Raw genomic sequence first — 15,738 nt, forward strand, 5'->3', positions numbered from 1 at the left:
TCAGCTCACCGCCCCGTGCCCGCGTAGACGACGGCCTCGCCGTCGGCGGAGTCGAGCTGGAACGCGGTGTGCACGGCGCGCACGGCGTCGTCGAGGGAGTCCTCGCGGGTGACGACGGAGATGCGGATCTCGGAGGTGGAGATCATCTCGATGTTGACTCCGGCGTCGCGCAGCGCACCGAACAGGCGCGCGGACACGCCCGGGTGCGACTTCATGCCGGCGCCGACCAGCGACAGCTTGCCGATCTGGTCGTCGTGCTGCAGCTCGACGAACTTCAGCTCGTCCTTGACGGCGTTGAGCGCCGCCATGGTGGAGCGCGCGTCGCCGTGGGGCAGCGTGAAGGAGATGTCGGTGAGGCCGGTGTCCGCGGCGGACACGTTCTGCACGATCATGTCGATGTTGGCGCCGGCACCGGCGACGACCTCGAAGATGCGGGCGGCCTGCCCGGGGACGTCGGGCACGCCCACGATGGTGATCTTGGCCTCGCTGCGGTCGTGCGCGACGCCGGAGATGATCGGGTCTTCCATGGCTTCCTCCTGGTCGTGCGAGGCGTTCGGGTCGATGAGGTCGCCGTGCGTGCCGACGACCATCGTGCCGGTCGCGCCGGAGAACGAGCTGCGGACGTGGACGGGCACGCCGTAGCGGCGGGCGTACTCGACGCTGCGCAGCGCCAGCACCTTGGCGCCGGACGCCGCGAGCTCGAGCATCTCCTCGTAGGTGGTGCGCTCGATCTTGCGGGCGTTGGGGACGATGCGCGGGTCGGCGGTGAACACGCCGTCGACGTCGGTGTAGATCTCGCAGACGTCCGCGTCGAGGCCGGCGGCGAGCGCGACGGCGGTCGTGTCGGAGCCGCCGCGACCCAGCGTGGTCACGTCGTTGGTGCTGCTGACGCCCTGGAACCCGGCGACGATCGCGACCTGGCCGCGCTCGACGGTCTCGCGGATGCGGTGCGGGACGACGTCGACGATCCGTGCCCGCCCGTGGACGGCGTCGGTGATGAGGCCGGCCTGCTGGCCCGTGAAGGACTTCGCCCTGACGCCGAGGTTGGTGATCGCCATCGCCAGGAGCGACATGGAGATCCGCTCGCCTGCCGTGAGCAGGATGTCGAGCTCTCGTTGCGGGGGTGTGGCGGTGATCTGGTCGGCCAGGTCGAGGAGCTCGTCCGTGGTGTCGCCCATGGCGCTCACCACCACGACCACGTCGTTGCCGGCCCGCTTCGCCTCGGCGATGCGCTTCGCCACCCGCTTGATGGACTGGGCGTCCGCGACGGACGACCCACCGTACTTCTGCACGATCAGTGCCATGTTGTGCTGCTTCCTCCTCCCGGCCTCCGTCTCTCTCAACGGTCCGCCGGTGCTCGATGCTTGCGCCGACCATCGTAACGGCCGACGCGGGCGGCGCCAGGGCACGTCCGTCCCGTGGGCGCCCGGGCGCCGGGGCGCGCCCGTCAGAGCAGGTCGCCGACGACGTCGTAGCCGAGCTTGCAGACGAGCGCCCCGACGACGACGACGAACACGACGCGCACGAACCCGCTGCCCTTCGCGACCGCCATCCGCGCGCCGACGTACCCGCCGACGAGGTTCGCCGCACCCATCGCGAGGCCGAGGCCCCAGATCACCGCGCCGTGCGGGACGAAGTAGAGCAGCGCGCCGAGGTTGGTCGCGAAGTTGACGATCTTCGCCAGCGCCGACGCCGGGAGGAACGCGTACCCGAGGATGCTCACGAGCGAGATGACGAGGAACGTGCCGGTGCCGGGACCGAGCAGCCCGTCGTACGCGCCGATGACGAGCCCGATGCCGGCGGCCGTCCAGCGGTGCCGGTTGCCCTCCCAGCGGAGGTCGTCGTGCGCGCCGAGCTGCGGCTTGAGGATCGTGAAGAGCAGGACGCCGATCAGGACCACGAGGATGATCGGGGTGAAGAGCTCGGCGGGGATCAGGGTGGCGAGCGCGGCCCCGCCGAACGCCCCGACGAGCGCGGCGAGCGCCATCGGCCCCGCCGTGGTGAGGTCCGGCCCGACCCGGCGGTAGTAGGTCAGGGAGCTGACCGAGGTCCCCATGATCGAGCCCAGCTTGTTGGTCGCGAGCGCCTGCACCGGCGAGATCCCGGGGACGAGGAGCAGCGCCGGGAGCTGGATGAGCCCGCCGCCCCCGACGACGGCGTCCACCCACCCGGCCGCCAGGCCGGCGAGGACGAGCAGGAGGACGGTGGTGAGGTCGAGTTCGGGCACCCGGTGATCCTAGGCACCGCCCGCCCGCGGGGCGGCGGCTGCCCGCCCCTCAGGAGTGCAGGGCGTCGTACTCCGCCTCGGCGGCGACGTCGTCCTCCACGTCGAGGCGCAGGTGGGACAGCACGCCCTGCAAGACGCGCAGCACGGACGACGCGCGCTCGCCCCAGATCGACAGGTAGGAGAACTGCCACCACCACAGGCCCTCGAGCTCGTGGCCGTCGTCGTAGTGCTGGAGGCCCTTGGCGATCTCCTCCGTGACGCAGGCGAGGTCGCCGGACATCGTGGCGGGGGTGACGTCGCCGCCGAGCACGGGGTCGGGCACCTCGACGTAGTCGTCGAAGCCGTCGAACATCTGCGCGAGCGCGTCGCGCAACGGGTCGACGTCGGTCTCGCGTCCGGCGTCGGGCTCGAACCGTTCGACGGGGACGACGTCGACGATCGCGGCGAGGCGCGCGCCGGCCGCGAGGAGGTCGGAGGTCGCCAGGATGAGGAGGGACAGCTCGGCGCCGGGGAAGCCGCCGGACGCGACCTGCGTCGTCGTGGACAGGAACGTGCGGGCCTGCGCGGACATCAGCTCCGCGACCTCGCGGAGCTCGGAGTCGGCTGCGATCTCTGGCACGGTCCTCACCTGGTCCTTCCGGGGGCCGTGGTGCCGGTCAGGCTCCGACGACCCGTCGTCCTTCGAACGCCCGGCCGAGGGTGACCTCGTCGGCGTACTCCAAGTCTCCCCCGACGGGCAGGCCCGACGCCAGACGGGAGACGGTCACACCCATGGGGGCGATGAGGCGGGACAGGTAGGTGGCGGTGGCCTCGCCCTCGACGTTGGGGTCGGTGGCGAGGATGACCTCGGTGACGGTGCCGTCGGCGAGCCGGGTGAGGAGCTGGCTGATGCGCAGGTCGTCGGGGCCGACGTTCTCCAGCGGGTTGATGGCGCCGCCGAGCACGTGGTACCGGCCGCGGTACTCACGGGTGCGTTCGACGACGACGACGTCCTTGGGCTCCTCGACGACGCAGATGACGTCGTCGGCGCGGCGCGGGTCGGCGCAGACGCGGCACTGCGCGGACTCGGCGACGTTCCCGCACGTCTCGCAGAACTGGACGCGCGCCTTGACCTGCGTGAGCGCCTCGACGAGGCGGCGGACGTCGGCCGCGTCGGTGGCGAGCAGGTGGAACGCGATCCGCTGCGCGCTCTTGGGCCCGACGCCGGGCAGCCGGCCGAGCTCGTCGATCAGGTCCTGGACCGCGCCTTCGTACACGTCCTCAGCCTACGGCCCGCCGGTGACGCCGGTGCACGCGGCGCGCGTGACGCTCGCCGCCGACCGTCCGCGCCCCCGGCCGTCGGGCGCCCGTCACACCCAGCCCTGGGCGCGGGCGATCCGCACCGCCTCGTGCCGGTTGGCGACGCCCAGCTTGGCCACCGCCGACGACAGGTAGTTGCGCACCGTGCCCGGCGCGAGCGCGGCGCGGGCCGCGATCTCCTCGACGGGGGCGCCGTCGGCGGCGAGCTCCAGGACGTCGGCCTCCCGAGCGGTCAGCGGCGAGTCCCCGGCGGCGATGGCGTCGGCCGCGAGCTCGGGGTCGACGTACCGGCCGCCGGCCGCGACCTGCCGGACGGTGTCCGCGAGCACGGTGGCGGGCACGGACTTGGGCAGGAACCCGCGCACCCCGGCGCCGAGCGCCTTCTTGAGGTGGCCGGGACGCCCGTGCCCGGTGACGATGACGACCCCGCACCCCGGCTGCCCCGCCAGGACGGCCTCCGCGACCTCGATGCCGTCCGCGCCGGGCATCTGCAGGTCGAGCACGGCGACGTCGGGCCGCTCCCGCTGCACGACGGCCACCGCCTCGGGCCCGGTGCCCGCCACCGCGACGACCTCCAGGTCGTCCTCCAGGTCGAGCAGGCGGGCGACGGCGTCCCGGATGAGGGTCTCGTCGTCGGCGAGGACGATGCGGATCATGCGGCGGCTCCGGCGGGGACGCGGGCGGTCAGGGTGAAGGAGTCGCCGGGGGCGGCGGCGTCGAGGGTGCCGCCGACGGCGGCGAGGCGTTCCCGCAGGCCCGTCAGGCCCGTCCCGGCGGACGGCCCGGGGCGGACCGTGGACGCACCGGCGGGCGCCGCGCCGTCGTTCTCCAGGCGCAGGACGACGGCGTCGCCGTCACGGTCGAGGTCGAGACGGCAGCGGGTGGCGCGCGAGTGCCGCACCACGTTGGTCACGCCCTCGCGCACGACCCAGGCGAGCGCCTCCTGGCGCGCCGGGTCCAGGGCGGGCACGTCCCCGACGACGCGCACGGAGATCCCTGCGGCGCGCAGGACGGAGCGCGCGCCCGCGAGCTCGGTGGCGAGGTCCGCCGTCCGGTACCCCGCGACGACGCCGCGCACCTCCCGCAGGGAGTCGTGGGCGAGGGTGCGGACCTCGACCATCTCGTCGGCCGCGCGCGCGTCGCCACGGCGGGCCAGCGCCGCCGCGAGGTCGCTCTTGACCGCGACGGCGGACAGGGCGCGCCCGACGACGTCGTGCATGTCCCGGGAGATGCGCAGCCGTTCCTCGGCGACGGCGAGCCGCGCGGCGACCTCACGGGCCGCGGTGAGCTCGCGCACGACCTCCAGCACCCACATCGACAGGCGCACGGTGCCCGTCCAGAACAGCGTCGCGAGGTAGAGGAACACGGCGACCGGGACGGTGCCCGCCCGCAGGTCCCCGTCGAGGGCGGCCGCGGCCACCACCAGCACGGGCACCGCGACCGCCGCGACCGCCAGCCGGCGGAACGGGAACCCGACGGCCAGCGCCCCGAACGTCGCCGCGCCGCACACGCCCACGGCCGTCGCCCGGGCGTCCGACCAGCCGTCCCCGCCCGGCAGGACGGCGACGGTGAGCGCCAGGAGGACCGCGGTGGCCCCGAGCATCGCGACCATCGCCGGGTGCGGCCGTCCGCCGTCCACCAGCGGACGGTCGAACCCGGCGTGGATCGTCGCGAAGCACAGCCCCATGTGGACGATCGCGGCGACCGCCACCGCGCCCAGCGCGAGGTCCGACGGCATCGGTCCGGGGTGCTCGGACACCGCGGCGACCGGGTAGAGGTAGAAGAACCCCTCCAGCGGCACGAACAGGTAGAGCGTGACCCGCGTGTACAGCTCGACGCCGCGGGCACCGCCGGCGAGGGACGCGGCGGGCCGGTGGGAGGTCACCCGGCCAGCCTGCCACGTCCCCGCGTCCGCACCGGTCACCGGCGCGGCGCCCAGCGCATCCACCGCTGCGCCACCCACGCCGCGAGCGCCGTCCACGCCACGACCACCCCGAGGGGCTGCGCGGCCGCGGCGAACGTCGCGGCGAAGGTGAGGGTGGCGCCGTCGCCGGCGCTGCCGGTCAGCCCCAGCCACAGCAGGTCCGTGACGGCCCGCAGCGGCGTGAACCCGGCGACGACGTCCACCACGCTGCCGGGCGGCAGCGGGAACATGCCCGCGAACGGCAGGACCAGCACGATGACGGGCAGCGTGGTGAGCTGCACCGACTCGACGGTGCGCGACATGCCCGCCGTGGCGGCGGCGAGCGCCACCATGACGGCCGTGCCGCCCAGGGCCGCCACGAGCACGAGCACCGGGTTCGCGAGCCCCGGCGGGTCGAGCAGCAGCGCCACCGCGGTGTACCCGAGGACGAGCTGGACCAGCACGATCACGGCGGGCGGGACCGCGGGCGCCAGCAGCACGTCGAGCCGCGTCGACGACCCCGTGAGGAGCCGCTGCAGCACCCGGTCCTCGCGGCGGGCCACGTACGCGGTCGTGATGTTGTAGTAGACGACGAAGATCAGCGACACCGTCAGCAGCGTCACCAGGACGCCCGCCGCGACGTCCTGGCCGACGGCGTCGTCGCGACCCACCCCGCCGACGACGGAGAACAGCAGGACGAACGCGACCGGCAGCGCCAGGGCGTACATGAGGGCGGTGCGGTTGCGGACCAGCAGCAGCGTCTCCGCGCGGGTCAGGGCGAGCAGCCGGCGCACGCGCGGGGCGGTGGGCCGGGTCGTGCGGGTGGTGGCGGTGACGGCGCTCATGCGGCGACCTCCTCGTCGACGTCGGCGCCCTGCGCGAGGGACAGGAACGCCTGCTCGAGCGACGCGGACCGCGCCCCGAGCTCCTCCAGGGCCAGACCGCGCTCGCGGGCCCACACCAGCAGGGTCTCCAGGTCGTGCTGCAGGGCGGTGGTGCGCACCAGGACGCGGTCCCGCTCGACCTCGGCGTCGACCAGGCCCGACAGGGCGGGCAGGTCGGCCGGCGTGAGGGTGAGGCGCTCACCGCCGACGCCGGACGGCACGAACTCGACGCGCGCGGGCTCCGCGGCCACCGTCTCGGCGACGGTGCCCTCCCGGACGACCCGCCCGGCCCGCATGATCGCGATCCGGTCCGCGAGCGCCTCGGCCTCCTCCAGGTAGTGGGTGGTGAGCAGCACCGTCATGCCGTCGTCCAGCAGGCCGCGCACGAGCCGCCACACCGCACGGCGGCTCTCCGGGTCGAGGCCCGTGGTGGGCTCGTCCATGATCAGCAGCTCGGGGCGCCCCAGGATCGCGAGCGCCAGGTCGAGGCGGCGGCGCTCGCCGCCGGACAGGCTGCCGACGCGCACGTCGGCGCGACCGGAGAGCGACAGGGCGGCGAGGACGTCGTCGACGTCCCGCGGCGCGGCCAGGGTGCCCGCCCACGTGCGGGCGGTCTCGGCGGTGGTGAGGTCGGCGGAGAAGCCCGCCTCCTGCAGCATGATGCCGAGGCCGCCCACGACCTGGTGCCGGTCCCGGTACGGGTCGTGCCCGAGGACGCTGATCGTGCCGCCGTCGGCGGGCGCCAGGCCCTCGACGAGCTCGACGAGCGACGTCTTGCCGGCGCCGTTGACGCCGAGGAGGGCGAGGAGCTCGCCGCGGCGGACGTCGAGGTCGACGCCGCGCACCGCCTCGAAGCGGCCGTAGCGGCGCCGCACGCCGCGCAGGGAGATGATGTTCTCGGTCATGACCCCAGCCTGTCGCCGCGGCGTCGTCGCAGGTAGTGCCGCCTGTCACGGGTTCGTGTGAGGTCCGCACGGGCGGGGCGTGACATCTGTCATCACGTGCGTGGACCGCCCGACCCGGAGGTCAGGAGGGCGGGTCCCTCAGGCGCCGAGACCGGTCGCGCGCAGCACCGCGGTGGGGCCGAACGAGACGTTCTGGTCGACGGCGACCTCCACGTGCCGGCCCTCGCCGTCGCCGCCGAACCGCAGCGTGACGTCGAGGGCGAACGGCGTCCCCCGCCAGAGCAGGCGCAGCAGGAGCGTGTCGGGCGCGGTCCACGCGGCGGCCCCCGCGACGCGCGTCGGGGCGCCGTCCAGGTCGACCTCGCCCGTGGTCCACGACCCGACGCCGCACCGCACGACGTGCCACGGCCCCTCCGGCGTCGTGGTCCAGGACAGCTCGATCCCGTCGCCCGTGTGGTGGACCGCGAGGGCGTGCCACCGGCCGAACGCCTCGGCGCGGTCGTCGTCGGGAGCGCCCGTGGCGACGTCACCGGCAGGGGTGTGGTCGCCCGCGTGCGGCGCCAGGACGAACGGCGCGCCGTCGACCATGCGGCCGAGCAGCGTCGTGGCGGCACCGCTCGGGCGGGCGACGGCGAGACCGGTCGGGGCGAGGGGCGCCCCGAGGGTCGCCTCGGTCGCGGGACCACCGGGCGTCCCGGTGCCGGGCGTGCGCGGTGCGGCGCCGTCCGACGGCGCGCACGCCGCGCCCAGGTCCTCCAGCAGCACCGTGAGCTCCTTGGCCGTGCGCACGGTCCCGCTGGTGAGGACGGCCACGAGGTCGTGCTCCGGCCGGACGAGGCAGAACTGCCCGAACGCGCCGTCGGCGCGGTAGGCGTCGAACCGGCAGCGCCAGAACTGGTAGCCGTACCCCTGCACCCAGTCGACCTGCTCCCCCGGTCCCTGCGGGTCGGTCGGCCCGTTCGGCACCTGCGCGGACGTCATCGCGTCCACCCAGGACGCCGGGACGAGCTGCCGGTCGCCCCAGCGTCCGCGCTGCAGCCAGAGCTGCCCCAGGACCGCCACCTGCTCGGTGGTGAGCGTCAGCCCGTACCCGCCGACGTCGATCCCTCGCGGGCACTGCTCCCACGTCGCGCCGGTGATGCCGAGCGGTGCGAACAGCCGCGGCGTCAGCCAGTCGAGCAGGCGCTCGCCCGTGAGACGGTGCAGGATCGCGCTGACCAGGTACGTCGAGCCCGTGTCGTAGACGAACCGGGTGCCCGGCACTTGCGGCACCGGCGCGGCCAGGATGTCCCGCGCCCACGACGCGCCCGGTCGGTGCAGGGTGCGCAGCGTGAAGTGCATCGAGTCGGCGTCGTGCCCGCTCGTCATCGTCAGCAGGTCCCGCACGCGCATCCGGGCCAGGTTCTCCCCCACCTCGGCGGGGGCGTCGTCGGGCAGCAGGTCGACCACCCGGTCGTCCACCGACAGCAGGCCCTCGGCGACGGCGATCCCGACGGCGGTCGCGGTCACCGACTTCGACACCGAGAACAGCTGGTGCGGCTCGACCGGGCCGAACGGGTCCCACCACGCCTCGGCCACGACGTGCCCGTGCCGCAGCACCATGAGGCTGTGGACGTCCCGGACCGTGTCCAGGCGCTCCACCATCCGGGCCAGGGCGGCGGGGTCCACCCCCTGGGACTCGGGGGTCGCGCGGGGCAGCAGGTGCGTCGTCGTCGTCACGCGGTCAGTCTGCCCGACCTCCGGCCGCGGCGAGCAGGTCCACGGACAGCGGCGCCACGGGGTGGCTCGTCACCGGCGCCGCGGGGTCCACCCACACGGTCTCGGCGAGCTCGGCACGCGGCTCGGGCTCGAACCCCGCTGGGAGTTCGACGGCGAACACGTGCGCGTCGACCACGTGGTCCGGCTCGTTCGCGGCCACGGCGTGCCGACGCCCCAGCGGCCGCACGCTGCCGGCGTCGACGACGAGACCGATCTCCTCGGCACACTCCCGCAGCAGCGCCGCGAGCGGGTCCTCGCCGGGCTCGATCTTGCCGCCCACCTGCATGAACGCGCTCGTCCCCTGCTTGCGGACGAGCAGGGCACGGCCGTCGCGCTCGATGACGGCCGCGACGATGTGCAGCGTCGTCGGGGCCGTCACGGCTGGTCCACGACCTCGTCGATGACGGTGCCGTCGAGCATCTTCACCACGAGGGGCACGCCCACCAGACCCGTGGACGCGATGTCCGGGTCGTCGTCGGACATGTCGTCGTAGCCGTCGGGGTACCCGGCGTCCGGCGCGGACGGTTCCGCGGCCCGCTGCGGTGCGGGGCGCTCCGGTGCCGACGCCGTGGGTCGCACGGCGGCACGGGCCGCGGCGGTGGCGCCACCGGAGGCCGCCCTGCCCGCGGGCGCGCCGGACGCGGCAGAGCCTCCCGCCGGCGCGGACGGCGCCGAGGACGCGGAGGCGGAGGGTCCGGAGGCGGTGGGTGCCGACGCGGTGGGTGCCGACGCGGGCGCACCGCCACCGGGACCGGACGGACGGCCGGTCGGTGCCGGCTCCGGGGCGCGGGTCGGATGCGCGGGCGTGCCGGCGAGCCAGGCCGCGTCGGCGGCCGCCGCGGCGGACCTTGCGCCCGCATCGGGCTGCGACGCGGTGGACCGCGCGCCGACGTCGGACCGGGCCGCGGACGCACCACCCGCGAATGCGGCCGCGGAGCCCGCGCCGCGGGCCGACGCCGCCCCCTCCTGCGCCGGGCGGTCGGGGTCCGTCGTGCGGGCGGCGGCCGGACCGGCAGGCGAACCGCCTGCGGGAGCCGGGTCCGCGCCGTGGGCAGGTACGGGCGGTGCCCCCGCGTCGGCGGGGAGGTGCTCGGTGTCGTCGTCGGGCGGGGGGACGTCTGGCCAGGGGTCGGCGTCGCCGGGGTCGTCGCCCGGCGGGACCTCCGCCGCGGTCCGGGACTCCCGGGCCGCGGGCGCGCCCTGCCGCGGGGCGTCCGTCCGGGTGGCGTCCGAGCGGGTGGCGTCCGCGCGGCCCGGACGGTCGACCGGCGCGCTCGCGGGTCGCACCGCCTGCGGGGCGGCCTCCGGGCCCGGCGCCCCCACCGTCACGTCGAGCTGCACGCGCAGGCCGAGGGTCTGGTAGAGCGCGTCGCCGAACGCGTCCAGGTGCCGCGGCTGCGCGAAGTTGCGCGCCAGACCGTCGGTCTGGAACGCCAGCAGCAGCCGGTCCCCCGCGAGGGAAGCGACCTGCGCGTTCTGGTCCACCAGGGCGCGCGTGACCGGGCTCGACAGGTTCGCGACGACCTCGTCCCAGCGGCGCCGCACCTCCTCGGCGGTCATCCCCCCGGCGGCCGGGGCCGCCGGCGCGGGCACCGTCGCGACCGGCTGCGGCTGTGCCGGCGCGGGCGTCGGCGCGGGCATCGGCGTGTCAGGCTGCGACGTGCTGCCGGTCCCCTCGGCGTGCTCCGGGCCGTCGGCGAGAGCCGGGGTGGCGTCCGTCGTCCCCGCGGCGGGCGAGGCCGTGGCGTCCGCCGCTTCCGTCGCGGACGCCCCGACGGAACCCTCGTCGGGGACGGCGGGCGACGACCCCGGTCCGTCGACCGCGGCCACGTCCCCCGGGTGGGCGGCGGGCTGCTCGGCGCCCGTCGGCGCCGCTGCCGGACCTGCAGCCGGACCGGCCCCGCGGGCCGGCGTGCCCGCGGCGGTCCCGGCAGCGTCGGGGGGCGCAGGGGAGCCCGCCGGCGCGCCGGAGCCGGGCGCAGCGGTCTCGCGCTCGACCTCCCGGTCCGCGGCGGCGGGGCTCGCGTCCTCGACGGCAGGGGTCGGACCCGCGTCGGACGCCGACTCCGCCGAGGTGTCCGGGGCCGCGGGGACTGCCGGTGCGGAGGCAGCCGGCGCCGACGCGGCGGGCGCGCTCGACGCGGGAGCCGCCGGTGCGGGGGCGTCCCCCGCGGACCCGGCCGACGAGGTCGAGCGGCGGCTCGCCTGGAGCGCGGCGCGCGCAGCGGCAGCACCCGAGAGTCCGCCCGCGACGACGGTGGCGACGGGAGCGGCGTCCGGCACCGGGCCCGGCACGGGGGCGGGAGCGGTGGGCCGATCCGGCGCGGCTCCGGCAGCCGGCGCCTGGCCCGCGGGGGCGACGGGACCGGCGGCGACCGCGCCCCGCTCGAGGCGGTCGAGACGGGCGGCGAGACCCTGCGTGCCGTCGTCGGCGCCCGGCAGCAGGAGCCGCGCGCACAGGAGCTCCAGGTGCAGGCGCGGCGACGTGGCGCCCGCCATCTCGGTGAGGGCGTCGTTGACGAGGTCCGCGGCGCGGGACAGCTCCGCCACGCCGAGGTTCGCGGCCTGGTGCCGCATGCGGTCGAGCTGGTCGGCGGGCAGGTCCCGCAGGACGGCGGCCGCGGCGTCGCCGGACACCGCGATGACGATGAGGTCGCGCAGCCGCTCCAGGACGTCCTCGACGAACCGGCGGGGCTCGTGCCCGGTGGCGACGACGTGGTCGACGACGCGGAAGATCGAGCCGCCGTCGCGGGCGGCGATCGCGTCCACGACGTCGTCGAGCAGGGTGGCGTGGGTGAAGCCGAGCAGGCCCACGGCGGTGTCGTACTCGACGACCTTCCCGGTGGCCCCGGCGATGAGCTGGTCGAGGACGGACAGGGTGTCGCGGGCGGACCCTCCGCCGGCCCGCGTGACGAGGGGCGTGACGCCCGCGCCGAGCTCGACGCCCTCGGCGGCGCACAGCTGCTCCAGGTAGGGCCCGAGCACGTCGGGCGGCAGCAGCCGGAACGGGTAGTGGTGGGTGCGCGACCGGATGGTGCCGATGACCTTGTCGGGCTCCGTCGTCGCGAACACGAACTTGATGTGGGGCGGCGGCTCCTCGACGATCTTCAGCAGCGCGTTGAAGCCCGCCGGGGAGACCATGTGGGCCTCGTCGATGACGAAGATCTTGAAGCGGTCGCGCGTGGGCGCGAACGTGGCGCGCTCGCGCAGGTCGCGGGCGTCGTCGACGCCGCCGTGCGACGCGGCGTCGATCTCGACGACGTCGAGCGAGCCGGAGCCGCCGCGGGCGAGCTCGACGCACGACGGGCACACGCCGCAGGGGGTGTCGACCGGCTGCTCGGGGGTGTTGGCGTGGCAGTTGAGCGTGCGGGCGAGGATGCGCGCCGACGTCGTCTTGCCGCAGCCGCGCGGGCCGGAGAACAGGTAGGCGTGGTTGACGCGGCCGGTGCGCAGCGCCTGCATGAGGGGCGCGGTGACGTGCTCCTGGCCGATCACCTCGGCGAACGTCTCGGGCCGGTAGCGGCGGTACAGAGCGGTGGTCACCGGCCCAACGATAGACGCCGACGCCGACACGCACGAGGCCGGACCGGCCCACAAATGTGAGTCTCTAACATTTGGCGTAGGATCGATCCGTGAGCACCCCGGTGACCCCCCGCGCCCGGCGCACCCGCGACCGCATCCAGGCCGTCGCCCTCGACCTGTTCGAGCGGCACGGCTACGGCGCGACCACCGTCGAGGCGATCGCCGGTGCCGCCGGCGTCACCCCCATGACGTTCTTCCGGCACTACCCCACCAAGGACGCCGTGGTCGTCACCGACCCGTTCGACCCCCTCGTCGCCGCCGCCGTCGGCGCACAGCCCGCCGACCTCCCCGTCCTCGACCGCGTCCGGCGCGGGCTCCTCGCCGCCCTCGACGCCGTCGACCCCGACGAGGACGAGGTCGCCCGCCGCCGCGTCGCCGTCGTCGCGGCCGAACCGGCCCTGCGCGCCGCCGTCGTCGCGTCCACCGCCGCCACCGAGGCCGCGATCGTCGACCGTCTCGTCGCCGACGGCGCCCCCCGGCTGGACGCGACCGTCGCCACCGCGGCCTGCCTCGCCGCGTGCACCGCCGCCCTGCTCGCCGCCGACCCCGGCACCCCCCTGCACGCCACCGTCGCGCGCGCCCTCGACGTCCTCGCGGTCGCACCGTGACCGCCCTCGAGCTCACCGCCGTGCACCACGCGTTCGCGGGGCGCCCCGCCCTCGACGGCCTCGACCTCGCCGTCGCGGCGGGCGAGGTCGTCGCGCTCGTCGGCCTCAACGGCGCCGGGAAGACCACGGCCCTGCGGGTCCTCACCGGCCGCCTCCGCCCCGACACCGGGCGGGCCCGGGTCCACGGGCAGGACCCCGCCCGGCTCGACCCCGCGACCGCCCGCCGGTTCGGGCACTGCGTCGGCGCCGGGCTCGTCACGCCCGACCTCACGGTCACCGAGAACCTGCGCACCGCGGCCCTCCTGCACGGCCTGCCCCGCACCGCCGTCGACGCCGCGAGCGCCGCCGCCCTCGACCGGCTCGACCTCGGCCCGTGGGCCGACGCCCGCGCCCGCACCCTGTCGGCGGGGAACGCGCAGCGCCTCGGCATCGCGTGCGCCGTCGTGCACTCCCCCGCCGCGGTCGTGCTCGACGAGCCGACGGCCACGCTCGACCCGCGCGGCGTCGTCGTGGTCCGCACGCTCGTGCGGTCCCTCGCCGACGCCGGGGCGGCCGTGCTGGTGTCCAGCCACCACCTCGACGAGGTGGCGCGCGTCGCCGACCGCGTGCTCGTGGTGCACGCCGGCCGGGTCGTGGGCGGGCTCGCGCCGGGCCCCGAGATGGAGCGACGGTTCTTCGCGGCCGTGCTCGCCGCGGACGGGGGCGCACGATGACGGGGCTCGCCACGGCGCTGCGCGTCGAGGCCGCGGCGTGGCGGCACTCGACGGTGGCCCGCCTGACGACGCCCCTGCTGGTGCTGCTCGTGCCCGCGGCCTGCGTCGGGCTGGTGGCGCTCGCCCGGTCCGGCGCGATCGTCGGCGCGGGCGGGGCCAAGCTCGTCGGCCTCGGTTCCGCGGACGCCGCGACCGACCAGCTCGTCGCCGCCGGGCAGGTCCTCGCCGTGGCCGGGCTCATGGCGGGCGGCTTCGCGCTGGCCGCGGCGTTCGGTGCACCCCTGGCCGACGGCCGGGTCGGCGGCTGGTTCGCGCTCGCCGTGCCGCGGGACGTCGTCGCGCTCGCCCGGGCCGTCGTCGTGCTGGCGTGGACGGCCGCGTGCGCGGTCGCGGCGACGGTGGTCGTGGTGGCGTGCGCCGCGACGACGGCGGCGCTCGACCCGGGCGTCGCCTGGGACGGCGGGCACTGGGCGGCCGCCGGGCGGGCCGTCGTCGCGGGAGTCCTCTCGGCCGGGCTCGCCCTGCCGTTCGGCGCGGTCGCGACATGGACGCGCAGCCCCCTGGCGACGGTCGGGGCGCTGGTCGGGACGGTCGCGGTGACGCAGGTCGTCGTCATGCTCGGTGGCGGCGCCTGGTTCCCGTGGGCCGTGCCGTCCCTGTGGACGGGCACGGGCGGGGACGCCGCCGCGGCGGCGGTCCACGGGCCCGCGCTGCTGCTCACCGCTGCCGTCGCACCGGTCTTCCTCGCCGTCCTCGTCGGGCAGTGGCGCCGCCTCACCGACGTCTGATCAGTGCGTCGTGACCGGGCTCAGGTAGAGCCAGGGCACGCAGCCGAGCTCGCCCGGCTCCAGCAGGACGCGGTCGAAGTCGCTGAACCGCCACGCCGCCTCGCCGTCGGGTCGCACCCCGACGACGCAGTCGCGGGCCCGCAGCACGCCCACCGCGGCGACCAGCTCGCTCCCCTTCCGCTCGACCCGCACGTCGACGAACCCGTCGAACGCCGCCGCGAGCGCCGACTCCGCCGCGGCGGCGGTCGCTCCCGTCGGCAGCCCGTCCAGCGTCGTCAGGACGACGGCCTCGGCGTCCGGGCCGAGCGACGGCAGCGGCGTCGGGGAGGGCGAGGGCCGGTCCGTCGGCGACGGCCCGGCGCGCACCACGTCCTGCGGGCAGTCGAACCGCTCGTGGTCCGCGACGTCGTCGTGCTCGTGGGCCCGCACGACGAACCGCCAGCACTGGGTCGTGCTGCTCGCCTCGCGCCGCTCACCGAACATCGCGCCGTCCGACCAGGAGGCGACCTCGACGTGGATCGCGACGTCGACGGTGGCGCCGCCCTCCCCCGAGTCGCCCTCCCAGGCGAGAGCGACGACGTCGTAGTCGACGGCCGGGTCGGGCGGCCGCCGCGGGTCGGCGACCGCCATCTGGACGAGACGTTCCGCGTCGAGCGGTTCGGCGTACGACCCCTCGACGTCGTCCGCGATCCCGATCGCGACGCGCTCGGCCAGCTCGTCGGCCAGGCCGCCACCCGACCGACCGGTCACCGCGGCGGCAGCCCACACCACGACGGCGGCGAGCGCCAGGAGCATCACGAGGGCGAGTCCGCCGAGCACCTTCAGCAGAGTTCGGACGCCGTGCGCCCCCGGTCGGTCGTCGGCCATCCGTCGATCATGCCGGTGCGCCGGCGCGCCGACGACCCCTCTGAGCGGAAGGAGAGGTTCTCGGCCCGCAGCCCCCGCCGCGTTTTTCACCCGCACGGACCGAGCGAGCAACAGTGCCCGAGGCGACCATGAGAAGGACGGCGAGGCCGCACCCGCGACCAGCCCGTCCCCGCACCCCGCTGACCCCGGCCCGGCACCGTCCCC

15 protein-coding genes are annotated in these 15,738 nt (G+C 76.2%); 3 read left to right on the top strand and 12 right to left on the bottom strand.

Features of this window, described 5'->3' with window-relative positions:
• Positions 1-5: 5 nt before the first annotated feature.
• The 11 genes from ATJ88_RS16035 to ATJ88_RS16085 form a co-directional block, all read right to left on the bottom strand.
• Complete coding sequence (locus ATJ88_RS16035) at positions 6-1,304, bottom strand: aspartate kinase (protein WP_098464691.1); 1,299 nt, start codon at positions 1,302-1,304, stop codon at positions 6-8.
• Between the two features lie 143 nt (positions 1,305-1,447).
• Positions 1,448-2,227 carry a TSUP family transporter gene (locus ATJ88_RS16040; RefSeq protein WP_098464692.1) on the bottom strand — a complete coding sequence of 260 codons (780 nt, stop codon included), beginning with the start codon at positions 2,225-2,227 and terminating at the stop codon, positions 1,448-1,450.
• 49 nt (positions 2,228-2,276) lie between these two features.
• On the bottom strand, positions 2,277-2,846 hold the full coding sequence (locus ATJ88_RS16045) for a DUF5063 domain-containing protein (protein WP_342744859.1): 570 nt from the start codon (positions 2,844-2,846) through the stop codon (positions 2,277-2,279).
• A 37-nt stretch (positions 2,847-2,883) separates the two neighbouring features.
• The gene (gene recR / locus ATJ88_RS16050; protein WP_098464693.1) at positions 2,884-3,483 is read right to left on the bottom strand and encodes a recombination mediator RecR; all 600 of its coding nucleotides are present in this window, start codon (positions 3,481-3,483) and stop codon (positions 2,884-2,886) included.
• 93 nt (positions 3,484-3,576) lie between these two features.
• Positions 3,577-4,182 (bottom strand): response regulator transcription factor, encoded by a 606-nt coding sequence (locus ATJ88_RS16055; protein ID WP_098464694.1) that lies wholly within the window; start codon positions 4,180-4,182, stop codon positions 3,577-3,579.
• Positions 4,179-5,411: a sensor histidine kinase gene (locus tag ATJ88_RS19060; RefSeq protein WP_141538709.1), complete on the bottom strand. Its 1,233-nt coding sequence runs from the start codon at positions 5,409-5,411 to the stop codon at positions 4,179-4,181. Before ATJ88_RS19060 ends, ATJ88_RS16055 begins: the two co-directional genes overlap by 4 nt.
• A 35-nt stretch (positions 5,412-5,446) precedes the next feature.
• A complete protein-coding gene (locus tag ATJ88_RS16065) occupies positions 5,447-6,274 on the bottom strand; it encodes an ABC transporter permease (protein WP_098464696.1) in 828 nt (275 codons plus the stop codon).
• Positions 6,271-7,218 (bottom strand): ABC transporter ATP-binding protein, encoded by a 948-nt coding sequence (locus tag ATJ88_RS16070; protein ID WP_098464697.1) that lies wholly within the window; start codon positions 7,216-7,218, stop codon positions 6,271-6,273. Before ATJ88_RS16070 ends, ATJ88_RS16065 begins: the two co-directional genes overlap by 4 nt.
• Positions 7,219-7,356: 138 nt before the next feature.
• Positions 7,357-8,937 (bottom strand): serine hydrolase domain-containing protein, encoded by a 1,581-nt coding sequence (locus tag ATJ88_RS16075; RefSeq protein ID WP_245852503.1) that lies wholly within the window; start codon positions 8,935-8,937, stop codon positions 7,357-7,359.
• Positions 8,938-8,941: 4 nt separating this feature from the next.
• On the bottom strand, positions 8,942-9,355 hold the full coding sequence (locus ATJ88_RS16080; RefSeq protein ID WP_098464698.1) for an NUDIX hydrolase: 414 nt from the start codon (positions 9,353-9,355) through the stop codon (positions 8,942-8,944).
• Positions 9,352-12,519, bottom strand: coding sequence for a DNA polymerase III subunit gamma and tau (locus ATJ88_RS16085; RefSeq protein WP_098464699.1), 3,168 nt, complete (start codon positions 12,517-12,519; stop codon positions 9,352-9,354). Before ATJ88_RS16085 ends, ATJ88_RS16080 begins: the two co-directional genes overlap by 4 nt.
• Positions 12,520-12,608: 89 nt before the next feature.
• Between ATJ88_RS16085 and ATJ88_RS16090 the strand changes: the two genes are divergently transcribed.
• Genes ATJ88_RS16090 through ATJ88_RS16100 form a run of 3 tightly spaced genes read left to right on the top strand, consistent with a single transcriptional unit; the run spans position 12,609 to position 14,667 of the window.
• Positions 12,609-13,166, top strand: coding sequence for a TetR/AcrR family transcriptional regulator (locus ATJ88_RS16090; RefSeq protein WP_098464700.1), 558 nt, complete (start codon positions 12,609-12,611; stop codon positions 13,164-13,166).
• Positions 13,163-13,879, top strand: a complete 717-nt coding sequence (locus ATJ88_RS16095) for an ABC transporter ATP-binding protein (RefSeq protein WP_098464701.1) — start codon at positions 13,163-13,165, stop codon at positions 13,877-13,879. The genes ATJ88_RS16090 and ATJ88_RS16095 overlap by 4 nt, the downstream gene beginning before the upstream one ends.
• Positions 13,876-14,667, top strand: coding sequence for a hypothetical protein (locus ATJ88_RS16100; RefSeq protein ID WP_098464702.1), 792 nt, complete (start codon positions 13,876-13,878; stop codon positions 14,665-14,667). Before ATJ88_RS16095 ends, ATJ88_RS16100 begins: the two co-directional genes overlap by 4 nt.
• Here the strand turns inward: ATJ88_RS16100 and ATJ88_RS16105 are convergent, their stop codons facing one another.
• Positions 14,668-15,534 (bottom strand): hypothetical protein, encoded by an 867-nt coding sequence (locus tag ATJ88_RS16105; protein WP_098464703.1) that lies wholly within the window; start codon positions 15,532-15,534, stop codon positions 14,668-14,670.
• Positions 15,535-15,738 lie beyond the last annotated feature (204 nt).

It is taken from the genome of Isoptericola jiangsuensis (assembly GCF_002563715.1).
Taxonomy (GTDB): Bacteria; Actinomycetota; Actinomycetes; order Actinomycetales; family Cellulomonadaceae; genus Isoptericola; species Isoptericola jiangsuensis.